The following is an 11,814-nucleotide window of genomic DNA, read 5'->3' as shown; positions in this document are numbered from 1 at the left end:
GGCAGCACATGAGCAATAACGAAGAATTTGACAGCAACCCGGAAGGGTTTGATGAACACTGGCCCAGCAAAACCGAAGTAAAGCGGCAGATGCACGCCCTGCAGGAACTGGGTGAGCGACTGACCCGGCTGAACAAAGATCAACTAGGTAAACTGGAACTCAGCGATACGCTGCATAACGCAATTGAAGAGTTTCACCGGATCAAATCCAACGGTGCGCGTAAACGCCATCTGCAGTATATCGGCAAGGTCATGCGTAACGAAGATGCGGAACAGATCGAACAGGGAATAGGCCTGTTTGAGGCCGGTCATCAGGCCCACACACAGGTATTCCACCGTCTCGAACAATGGCGTGACCGCCTGATCAACGAGGGAAACAGCGCCCTGCAGGCCTATATAAACGAGCACCCGAGTGCCGATGTCCAGCACCTGCGCCAGTTGATCCGAAACGCACAGAAGGAGCAACAGCAGGAGAAACCACCGGCTTCCGCGCGCAAATTGTTTAAATATCTGCGCGATATCGCTGAGGTTTAAAACCCGGCTTGCTGCCGGTGCAGCTGCACCGGCATCGCCTGACGGCGCCGCTCGAGCGCCTTCAGGTCGATCTCCGCAAAGACCAGTCCCGGCCCCGCTTCAGATCGCTCTGCCAGCACCTCTCCCCAGGCATCAACAATCATAGAATGGCCCCAGCTTGAACGGGTCGGCGTATGCTCGCCTCCCTGATTCGGTGCCAGCAGATAGCATTGGGTTTCGATCGCCCGCGCACGTAACAGTACCTCCCAGTGGGCTTCACCTGTCACATAAGTAAAAGCGGCCGGAACGCTGATCAACTCGGCACCCATCTCACGTAAGCGCTGAAACTGTTCAGGAAAACGCAGATCGTAGCAAATTGTCAGGCCAAGCCGCCCCAAGGGGGTATCCACTACTTTCAGCGTATCACCGTGCTGGATAAAATCTGATTCACGGTAAGCGGCATGAGCATCGGCCACATCCACATCAAACAGATGAATTTTGTCATAACGGGCCTGCTCCCGACCCTGATCGTCATATACCAGACAACTGGCAAACACTTTATCTTCACAGCCGTCGCGCTGACATAGCAGTGGCACACTGCCCGCCACCAGCCAGATACCGAACTCGGCGGCCAGCGCCGAAAGCGTTGCGGTGACCTTTGGCTGACGGGACTCATCCCGGGCCAATCCAATCAGCGCCCGGGAATCGAGCATTGCCAGATTCTCCGGCAGCAAGACCATTGAGGCACCAGCAACACTCGCCGCCTCCGTTAACTCACGTACCTGAGCCAGATTCTGCGCCAGATCGGTACCCGAGAGCATCTGTGCAACCGCTACTTTCGCCATTACTGATTGATCTCCTGATCAAGAAGATTCGATGGTTTCGCTGTTTCAGTTTTGCTTTTAGCCTTGTCACTGAACAGCTCCACTTCCGGATTGCCCCAATCCCCTGAGAGGTGATATTTCACCGTGGTAAATTTCGCCAGCGGATCCCCCACCAGCTTATCAAACAGGAACACCGCTCCGGCTACCTGAGGCGCCCCCAGCAGTACACTGACCAGAGGAATATTGCCGGTAACCGGCAAGGCCACCTCGATATCTTTATCTACCGTTTCGTTCACCAGATCCAGAGACCCGCGCATCACAAGGTTGGCAGAGGGCCCGGTCATAACGAAATCATCACGGGTTCGGGCGATCCCTTTACTGATGTTATAACTGGCTTTCATCTGGTCGAACGCGACACCGGTTTTCAGCAGGTCGCTGAAATCCAGTTTCAGGCGACGCCCCAGTGATGATAGATTGAGAATACCAAACACCCTGAGGAAGTTACCGGAATTGCCCACATCCAGCAGACGCCCCTGCCCCGCGGTAAACTGGAGCTCTCCAGCCGCACCGGACAGCCCGAACTGCCAGGGTGCACCGGGCCATGCCAGTTGCAGATAGGCATCCAGACTTTTAGTTTCCAGTGTGTCCGATATTCCCCACAGATCCAGAACCCGACCAAAATCGTCCCCGGTCAGCTTCAGGGTCAGCTCCGACTGCTCCTGCTCACGCGTATCCCAGCGTATCTGCCCCAGCAGCTTTGAGCCTTCGATATCGGCCTTTATATCCCTGACCTCAGCACCGCTCTCACCGGGACGGAGCTGAAACTGCCACTGCCCCATGGGCTTGCCGTTGTACTGCAGCCGTTTAACGCTGAAATCCAGCTTCGGCAGAGACTCAGGCTCCAGCAGCCGTTCCCCGGACTCTGCCGGCTCAGCGGCCGTATCCTCTGTGTCCTCACGGGTTTGCAGGCGCAGATAAGCCAGATCCGCCCGATAAGCCTGCTGATCATCAGCGGGCAACAATAAAGTTCCGACAACCTGCTGACTCTTCAGGCTCAGTAACCAGTCCCGGTTAAAGGGAGCCAGTGACGCCGTGACGCCCTCAACCGCGAAATCGCCGAAACGGAAACGACCAATATCCAGATCGATCTGTTTAACTAATCCGCTATCTGCGGTATCCGTAGACTGTGCATCAGACTTACCTTCAGCCGCAACAAAACCTGCACCCACCAGAAACTGCTGTAGCTGCTCATACTCCAGCTCTGCCAGACGACCATCCAGCCAGATACCCGGCTCTTCCGGCAGGTCCGGGCGCTCGCCGCCGAGGGTAAAGCGCGCTCTTTCAACCGCCTGCCCTTCAGTTACCAGCACACCGCGTAACTGTCCGCCCAGATTCAGCCGTATCGCACTGCGATTGTCGGCGAATTGCCGGCCAAGATCACTGACCAGCGAAAACTCCATGGTCTCGTTCGCTGTTTTGCCCAAAGGCGCCGGGGCCTGCAGCGCAACACCCTGCAACTGGCTGTTGATCACCAGTTGGTTACAGGTTTTACCCGGACAAAGATCGAGACGCGCCTGAAATGGCAAATGACCGGATGCAATGCGCAGCAGCTCAAGATCGAGCCAGCGCCGCAGATAATCCGCTTCCACGCTGCCATCGATATAAACCTGCGTTTTCCTATCCCGGGTATTGATCGATGCACTGACAGGCTGCTCAAACAGCCGCGCGCTGAGCTTATCCGCTGACAAACCGGTGGCCGAATCAAAGTTAACCTGACCGGTCACTCCAGTGAAATCGATCCGGTCCACTTCGGAACGGAACCGACCATCCCGAATCACCGAGGTCACTTTAACCCGGGGCTGAATATTCCCGGTATAGAGCGGTAACTTCAGATCCAGCAAGGTCGTGGCGCTTCCCGCCATCTGCCAGACATTGAGATCATCCCCCACCTCTTCCCGCAGGGGGCTCTCGCTTAACAGGCGCTGCAGATCTGCTGCATTACCGCGGGTCGCTCCGGCAACCAGTAAACGATCAGCTTTCTGCGGCAGGTGCACCCAGGCAAAGTCGATACCCGAGTCATACAGCTTTCCACCTGTTGCTTCTGCCACCAGTTCACCATTGCGGAAGAAGACAAACGCATCCGCCCCCTTCACCGCCGGCCATCCCGGCTGATACTCGAAGCTGGCCTGTTCCAGATTGAAAAACATCTGTACCGCAGGTAGCTGGTAATCATCCAGTCGTGAACGGGTCACACCGTTAAGAATAAACCCGGCCTGCCTGATCCGGCCGCCCTGAATCGCCCTGACCAGCCAGTCGTATGTTCCCTGACCGACCTCTTTCGGTGGAATATAGTATTTCGCCTGCAGACCATCGCTCTGCTGCATCCCGATCTGCAGATTCAGCAACGGCTGCTCATCCCGACTGAACGGCAGGTAAATGCTGAAACGTCCTGAGGCCGATACATGCGGATCTTTCAGGTGCAGCAGCTGTGAGGCAACCACAACCCCTTTCTCCTCCATCCGCCAGCCAATCACCCCATCTGCCTGTTGATACTGCCATTTGTAATCAAACAGGGTCGGGTAGTGCATCGCAAAGCGCTGGCTGACCAGATGAATCTGTCCACCCTCGCTATCGGCCTGAAGCAGGCCATTGATGCCTTCAATTTCCGGCACATCGTCCCAGGCCTTAATGCCTACATCATGGAGATCTGCTTCGAGTTTAAAATCTTTCAGCGCAGCGGACTCAGACCAGCTTATCGCCAGATTCTGCAAAGCTCCCTGAGGCGACAGGGTCTTCACAATCTCTGCGACCTTTGGCGGCATCGCCGGCTGCTGGACCAGCCAGTCGCTGAGCTTATCCAGATCAAGTTGCTCTACCATCAGCTTAAGCGGCTGAATCCTGCGCCCCTGCCGGATCAGATCAAGGCTGATACGCGGCAGCTCAATAGCCTGCTGCTCAGCATCCAGACGCAGGTCCGTCAACTGCAGTTGATAGCCACGATCACGGCGCACCAGAGCGGTATGCAATTGCGCCTGATCCAGCGAATAGTCACGAAAGCGGAAACCCTCGATACTGGTAATACCGTTCAGATAGACCAGTTTACCCCGATAGGAACGTCCCCAAATCTGCTGCTCGCCCTGAAACCGCTCCAACTCAATATCGGCCAGCCCCAACCAGGGATTCAGCAGTTGCTGGTCCAGCCCGTTGAGTTGGAGATAAAAATTAACCGGATCTTCACTCGGATTACCCTCCACTTCAGCGACAAAGCTGATCGTTGCCCGGCCCCGATCAGTCACCAGTTCGGCACCGATCTTCATCTGTCGCATAAAGCCATCATTCTGCAACTGCAACTGCACAGGAGACACCGAAACGGTCTCGCCATCCGGCTGCTGCAGTTCGAAGCGGGTATTGCGAATATTCAGTGCACGCTGTTGCAACAGAAATGCCAGCAGGTTGCTGCCAGCCTGGCTGGCAGCATGATCCTGCGCTTTGCCCGGTGCCGGTTCTGCCGATTCAGATTCAGGTGATCCGGGCAGGATGTAACGTAATTTAAGCCCATCGAGATCAAACCGGGAAAAAACCAGCGTACCCGCCTTTAGTGACGCCTGTGGATCAACCGCCATATCCGCGTCCAGCAACGCCAGCGCCGCCCCTTCAGCCTCCTCAATCCCTGTAACTGAGAGCCCACGAAGCCGAATCTCCGGCTGCCAACCCTGCCAGCCCCCCTGAATTTCAGCGATACGCACCTCGGCATTCAGCGCTTGCGACAGACGGGTTTCTATATCAGTACGATAGCTCGACAGGTCATTGATCAGCAGCTTTAAGCCAAGCAGGCCAGCCGCGCAGAGTGCAGCCAGCAGCGCCAGTCCCCAGAACAGGAACCAGACAAACGAATGGGCATGACGTTTCACGGTGATTTCCTAACGCAGCACAACGTCAAAGCTTTCAGCGTTATACATCGGCTCAACCTGAAAACGGATGGTTTTACCGATGAAGGCTTCAAGTTCTGCCACATGGTTGGAAGCGTCGTCCAGCAGATAATCCACCACGGGCTGGGCCGCAAGTACCAGATAACTGTCCGTATCGTAGGCACGATGCTGACGCAGAATTTCCCGGAAAATTTCGTAACAGACGGTTTCCGGCGTTTTAATAGACCCCCGCCCCTGACACTCGCTGCAAACATCGCAAAGCACCTGCTCGAGGCTTTCACGGGTACGCTTGCGCGTCATCTCAACCAACCCAAGATCAGAAACACCGGTGACCTTACACTTAGCGTGATCACGCTCGAGCACCCGCTCCAGCGTGCGCAGCACCTGACGCTGGTGATCCGGATCTTCCATATCGATAAAATCGATAATGATAATGCCGCCCAGATTACGCAACCGAAGCTGCCGACCGATCGCCGTAGCCGCTTCAAGGTTGGTTTTGAAGATCGTTTCTTCCAGATTACGATGACCGACAAAAGCCCCCGTATTCACATCCACGGTGGTCATCGCTTCGGTCTGGTCAAAGATCAGGTAACCGCCGGACTTGAGTTCAACCTTACGCCCCAGCGCTTTCTGGATCTCCTCTTCGACATTAAACAGATCGAAGATAGGCCGCTCACCCGGATAATACTCCAGCGTATCCGCCACTTCAGGTACCAGATCCCGGACAAACGCCTCAGCCTTCTGAAAAGTTTCACGGGAATCGATCCGGATCCGTTCCAGACCACTGTGCGCCATATCGCGCAGCGCGCGCATATTCAGGGGCAGGTCTTCATAGATCACACTCGGCGCTTTGGCGGTAGAGATCCTGCTTTTAATGGAACTCCAGAGCCGGCGAAGAAACTGGATATCGGCTTTCAGTTCCGCTTCTGCGGCACCTTCCGCGACGGTGCGCAGAATAAAACCGGAGGGCTCATCTTCGGACTCTCCAACCAGATCCTGAATGATCGAGCGCAAACGGTCACGCTCTTCCACATCTTCAATCCGCTGAGAAACGCCCACATGGCTGTTACCCGGCATGCAGACCAGATATCGGGAAGGCAGAGAGAGGTGAGTCGTCAGACGGGCGCCTTTCGTCCCGATCGGGTCTTTGGTCACCTGCACCAGCAGCGACTGCCCTTCCCGCAGCACCTGCGAAATCGAGGTGTTATTTTTCTCTTCGTGGGTCGCACTCTGCGGCAGAACGTCTTCAACATGGATGAACGCAGCACGCTCCAGACCGATATCCACAAATGCTGCCTGCATGCCCGGCAGCACCCGGACCACTTTGCCCTGATAAATGTTACCGACGATACCCCGGCGATGAACCCGCTCAACATATACTTCCTGCGGCATTCCGTTCTCAATCACCGCCACCCGGGTTTCCATTGGTGTAAAGTTGATCAGTATCTCTTCGCCCATGACTTTTCCTTAAATCTACTCAGAATGCCAGATTGGTATACCTGCCTGCTTAAGCAGCGCCGCTGTCTCGGCTAAAGGCAATCCAACAACCGCTGAATAACTACCCTTTATCTTTTCCACAAAAACCGCACCCATCCCCTGAATACCGTAGGCACCTGCTTTATCCGCAGGTTCACCGGTCTCCCAGTAATCGAGACACTCCTGCGTATCCAGTTGACGAAAACAGACATCGGTTTTGACTACAACCACCTGACTTTGTTCAGCGCTGACCAGCGCAACGGCGGTCATCACCTGATGACTCCGCCCCGACAACCGCTGTAACGTGGCGACGGCATCGTCCCGGTCAAGGGGCTTGCCCATCACTTCACCATCTACAACAACCGTAGTATCAGAACCCAGCACCGTCACATCAGAGCCGCAATGCGCCAGCCCGGCTTCCGCTTTCTCCAGTGCCAGCCGCCGGACATAAGCCTCAGCTTCCTCACCTTCCTGCAGATCTTCACAAATATCAACCGGCTTTACATTAAATTGCACTCCGATCTGGCGCAGAAGCTCTTTACGCCGGGGAGATGCAGAAGCAAGAATCAGATTCACAGGAGGTCTCCGCTATCAGCGAATACGAAACATTCGCCGGATGCCTCGCAGTATAACGAACAGCCAGGGCCAGAACAGCGCACTCACGAGACAGGGCAATAGAAAGATCAGGCTGTCACCGGTATAGCCGGTAAATGCCTGCATCCAGTGGAACAGCAATTGGTTGATCCCTACCAAAACCATCACCATAAACGCCTGCTGAACCAATGGGAACATACGCAGACGCTGGTGCAACAACAGGGTCAGGAAAGCGATAATCGTCAGGGACAGCGCATTCAGGCCGAGGACACTGCCTTTGATCACATCGAGAAATAGCCCAAGACAGAACGCCATGCCCATGCCAACCCGATGCGGCAGCGCCATAACCCAGTAGATCAGGATCATCGCCACCCATTCAGGACGCGCCCATTCGATCATGTAGGGCAGCGGCACCTGACTGAGCATCAGGCCAACCAGAAACGTCGCAAAGATGATAAAGCCGCCACCACCCGGAGTGACCGGTGAACCGCTGTTCACTCCGCCACCTCAGCAACCACCGGCTCAGGCTCACGGGGAGCTTCAGGCATCTTCACCAACAGCAGATGGCGGGATTTATTCAGCAGCGCAGAGGGCTTGATCTTAACCTGCGTAAACGGCTGCCCCGGGTCCCGGATCACTTCCGAAACTACCGCCACCGGATAACCACGGGGGAAACGCCCACCCAGCCCGGAAGTAATCACCAGATCACCCTCCTGCACATCGGCGGTATCCGGCACATGCTCAAGCTCAAGCTCTTCCAGCTCACCTTTACCCAGGGCAATAGAGCGGAAACCGTTACGATTGATCTCAACCGGCAAAGCATGCCGCGCATCTGTGATCAGCATTGCCCGACTGGTGTAATGCGAGACCTCAGTAATCTGCCCCATCACACCACCGGCATCAAGTAGTGGCAGCCCCAGTTTCACCTGATTTTCGCTGCCCTGATTGATGATAACCTGGTGCTGGAAAGGATCGGGGTTAACGCCGATCAGCTCGACCAGAACCACCTCTTCATCTACCCGTTTACTGCCCTGCAACAGCAGGCGCAGGCGGTCATTTTCTTCTCGCAGCGCGGCATTCTGCTGGGCTTTGCGCTCCAGTTGCAGCGCTTCGGATTTCAGTTTGGCGTTCTCTTTCAGCAGCAGGCTACGATCAACCACCACATCCGACACCTCACCGGCTAAACGGCTCGGTACATCCACGACCCACTGCAGCGGTGTCAGTAACAGGGAAAGATAAGCACGGCCTTCACGCACTTTAGCGGAGTACAGATCAGCCGCCATCAGCAGGAACGCCAGAATCAGCAGGAAAAAGAAGAAGCGGCCGGAAGATCGGCCACGAAAGATAGTTTTAATACTGCACCTCCCGGTATGCCGAAGCATACCCAGAGGAGGTACCGGGGATTATTTCAACATTGAGATCTGACATGGTTTAGTCATGGCTTACCAGCTCAAAACCATTCTTGTCGAGCAACTCCAGCGCACGACCGCCACCGCGGGCTACACAGGTCAGAGGATCTTCAGCGACGATCACCGGCAGGCCGGTCTCTTCGCTCATCAGTCGGTCGATATTTCGCAGCAACGCCCCACCACCGGTCAGCACGATACCACGCTCAGCAATATCAGAGGCCAGTTCCGGCGGGCACTGTTCCAGAGCGCTCTTCACCGCCTGAACAATCGCAGAAAGAGGCTCCTGCAGCGCTTCCAGAATTTCATTGCTGTTCAGGGTAAAGCTACGTGGAATACCCTCAGCCAGATTACGACCGCGCACGTCGATTTCGTGCATCTCAGTTGACGGGTACGCTGTACCGATCTCCTGTTTGATGCGCTCTGCAGTCGAATCACCGATCAGGCTGCCGTAGTTACGGCGCACATAAGTCACGATGTACTCATCGAAACGGTCACCGCCAATACGCACAGAATCTGCGTACACGATACCGTTCAGAGAGATCACCGCAATCTCGGTAGTACCACCACCGATATCCACAACCATGGAACCACTGGCTTCATCTACCGGCAGGCCGGCACCGATTGCAGCCGCCATCGGCTCATCGATCAGGTAAACCTCACGCGCACCGGCACCCATCGCCGACTCTTTAATCGCACGACGCTCAACCTGCGTGGATTTACAAGGCACACAGACCAGCACTCGCGGACTTGGAGTCAGAAAGTTTGTGTCATGCACTTTGCTGATAAAGTATTGCAGCATCTTTTCCGTCACATGGAAATCTGCAATTACACCATCCTTCATCGGGCGGATGGCGGTAATAGAACCGGGGGTACGTCCCAGCATACGTTTGGCGTCAGCGCCTACTGCTGCGACGGATTTCTGGTTGCCGGTCTGGCGGATCGCCACAACCGAAGGTTCATCCAGAACAATATCCTTATCGCGGACATAAATAAGGGTGTTCGCAGTGCCCAGGTCAATGGACAGATCGCTGGAAAAAAGGCCACGAATTTTCTTGAGCATGTACAGGGAGTCCTAAGAAATCTGCAGGTATAGCCGCTATATCCTGAAAACACGTAACTCTAACAACGGCCAGCGGTTTCGGCAAGGCGTAAATAGGCAAAACCAGTGAAATAACGCCCGCAAATGACCTTCTGCATAGAGTGCCGATGTGATACCTTACAGCTCTTGGTTTTTTCCCTTTCGACTTTACTGAAAAGTCACTCCAACAAGCGAGAGTAAATTATGTCTCTGGATCGCTCTGATGTGGATAAAATAGCCCATCTGGCGCGCCTTCAAATTGAAGAACAGGACGCTCCTGAATACGCGCAAAATCTGTCAAATATTCTGGATCTGGTCAATCAGATGCAGGCGATCGACACCACCGATGTTTCCCCTATGGCTCATCCGCTGGATGCAGTACAGCGCCTGCGCGGCGATGTAATCAGCGAAGAAAATCAGCGTGAGCAATTGCAGGCTGCGGCACCTGAGGTCGAAGACGGCCTGTTCCTGGTACCCAAAGTAATTGAGTGATCGCACCCCGCGCCGGAATATTTAAAAGGATACGCATCCATGTTTGAGAAAACACTAGCCGAACTGGCTCAGGGGCTGAAGTCGGGTGAATTCAGCAGTGTCGAGCTGACCCAGGCCTACCTGAACAGAATTAAGGCTGAAGACAGCAAATACAACAGCTACATTACCCTGACCGAAGAGCAGGCGCTGACTCAGGCGAAAGCCGCCGATGAAGCCATTGCCAGCGGCAGCGCAGGCGTCTTCACCGGCCTGCCGATCGCCCACAAAGATATCTTTTGTACTCAGGGTGTCCGCACCAGTTGTGCGTCGAAGATGCTGGACAACTTTATCTCTCCCTACAACGCGACCGTGGTTGAAAAGTTCAACGCCGCTGGTGCCGTGATGCTGGGTAAAACCAACATGGATGAGTTCGCTATGGGCTCATCCAACGAAAGCAGCTTTTATGGCGCCGCGAAAAACCCCTGGAACACCGAGTGTGTACCCGGCGGTTCCTCCGGTGGTTCTGCCGCTGCAGTCGCAGCGCAACTGGCCCCGGCAGCCACCGGCACAGACACCGGCGGTTCGATTCGTCAGCCGGCGGCACTCTGCGGTATCACCGGGCTGAAGCCAACCTACGGCCGGGTGTCCCGTTACGGCATGATCGCCTTTGCCTCCTCTCTGGATCAGGGCGGCCCGATGACCAAAACCGCAGAAGACGCAGCACTGATGCTGAACGTCATGGCCGGTTTTGATCAGCGTGACTCCACTTCGGTAGAGCGCGATGTGCCCGATTACAGCGCAGAACTGAACCAGCCGCTCAGCGGTCTGAAGATCGGTCTGCCAAAAGAGTTCTTCTCTGACGACATCAACCCGGAGATCGCCAGCCAGACACAGGCTGCGATCAAAGAGTTTGAAAAACTCGGGGCCACCGTTAAAGAGATCAGTCTGCCGAATACCGCCCTGTCGATTCCGGCTTACTACATCATCGCGCCGGCTGAGGCGTCTTCCAACCTGTCTCGTTTTGACGGCGTGCGCTACGGCTACCGCTGTGAGGACCCGGTCGATCTGGAAGATATGTACAAGCGCAGCCGTGGCGAAGGTTTTGGCACCGAGGTGAAGCGCCGCATCATGATTGGTGCTTATGCCCTGTCTGCGGGTTACTACGATGCCTACTACAAAAAAGCCCAGCAGATCCGTCGTCTGATCCGTGATGACTTTGCCGCTGCGCTGGCAGACGTTGATGTCATTATGGGCCCGACCACACCCCATCCGGCGTTTAAACTGGGCGAGAAAACCTCCGACCCGGTGGCGATGTATATGGAAGATATCTTCACCATCTCCCTGAACCTGGCTGGCCTGCCGGGCATGTCGATCCCTTGTGGTTTTGCGAACGGTCTGCCGACCGGCCTGCAGATCATCGGCGACTATTTCGCCGAGCAGAAACTGCTGAACGTGGCCCACCAGTTCCAGTTGGCAACCGACTGGCACAAACAGGCTCCACAAGGTATCTGAGAGGAATAG

General features: G+C 55.3%; 10 protein-coding genes. 3 read left to right on the top strand and 7 right to left on the bottom strand.

The window, feature by feature from the left end:
• Positions 1-8 precede the first annotated feature (8 nt).
• Positions 9-533, top strand: a complete 525-nt coding sequence (yjgA, locus tag QUD59_RS12080; RefSeq protein WP_286237285.1) for a ribosome biogenesis factor YjgA — start codon at positions 9-11, stop codon at positions 531-533.
• On the opposite strand, the gene QUD59_RS12075 is transcribed toward yjgA, so the two are convergent.
• The 7 genes from QUD59_RS12075 to QUD59_RS12045 are packed head-to-tail and all read right to left on the bottom strand — an operon-like array spanning position 530 to position 9,804.
• A complete protein-coding gene (locus tag QUD59_RS12075; RefSeq protein WP_286237283.1) occupies positions 530-1,357 on the bottom strand; it encodes a carbon-nitrogen hydrolase family protein in 828 nt (275 codons plus the stop codon). The two genes, yjgA and QUD59_RS12075, sit on opposite strands and share 4 nt — an antisense overlap.
• On the bottom strand, positions 1,357-5,247 hold the full coding sequence (locus QUD59_RS12070; RefSeq protein ID WP_286237282.1) for a YhdP family protein: 3,891 nt from the start codon (positions 5,245-5,247) through the stop codon (positions 1,357-1,359). Before QUD59_RS12070 ends, QUD59_RS12075 begins: the two co-directional genes overlap by 1 nt.
• Before the next feature lie 9 nt (positions 5,248-5,256).
• Positions 5,257-6,723: a ribonuclease G gene (gene rng / locus QUD59_RS12065; RefSeq protein ID WP_286237280.1), complete on the bottom strand. Its 1,467-nt coding sequence runs from the start codon at positions 6,721-6,723 to the stop codon at positions 5,257-5,259.
• Between the two features lie 15 nt (positions 6,724-6,738).
• A complete protein-coding gene (locus QUD59_RS12060; protein WP_286237279.1) occupies positions 6,739-7,317 on the bottom strand; it encodes a Maf family protein in 579 nt (192 codons plus the stop codon).
• Positions 7,318-7,332: 15 nt separating this feature from the next.
• Complete coding sequence (gene mreD / locus QUD59_RS12055) at positions 7,333-7,833, bottom strand: rod shape-determining protein MreD (RefSeq protein WP_286237278.1); 501 nt, start codon at positions 7,831-7,833, stop codon at positions 7,333-7,335.
• The gene (gene mreC, locus QUD59_RS12050; RefSeq protein WP_286237277.1) at positions 7,830-8,717 is read right to left on the bottom strand and encodes a rod shape-determining protein MreC; all 888 of its coding nucleotides are present in this window, start codon (positions 8,715-8,717) and stop codon (positions 7,830-7,832) included. Before mreC ends, mreD begins: the two co-directional genes overlap by 4 nt.
• A gap of 49 nt (positions 8,718-8,766) precedes the next feature.
• Positions 8,767-9,804, bottom strand: coding sequence for a rod shape-determining protein (locus QUD59_RS12045; protein WP_286237276.1), 1,038 nt, complete (start codon positions 9,802-9,804; stop codon positions 8,767-8,769).
• Positions 9,805-10,026: 222 nt separating this feature from the next.
• Here QUD59_RS12045 and gatC point away from each other — a divergent pair, with 222 nt between their 5' ends.
• Positions 10,027-10,314: an Asp-tRNA(Asn)/Glu-tRNA(Gln) amidotransferase subunit GatC gene (gene gatC / locus QUD59_RS12040; RefSeq protein WP_286237275.1), complete on the top strand. Its 288-nt coding sequence runs from the start codon at positions 10,027-10,029 to the stop codon at positions 10,312-10,314.
• Positions 10,315-10,353: 39 nt separating this feature from the next.
• A complete protein-coding gene (gene gatA, locus QUD59_RS12035; protein WP_286237274.1) occupies positions 10,354-11,805 on the top strand; it encodes an Asp-tRNA(Asn)/Glu-tRNA(Gln) amidotransferase subunit GatA in 1,452 nt (483 codons plus the stop codon).
• Positions 11,806-11,814: the final 9 nt, after the last annotated feature.

This window comes from Neptuniibacter halophilus (assembly GCF_030295765.1).
GTDB lineage: Bacteria > Pseudomonadota > Gammaproteobacteria > Pseudomonadales > Balneatricaceae > Neptuniibacter > Neptuniibacter halophilus.
This window is presented reverse-complemented; position numbering and strand designations above follow the sequence as displayed.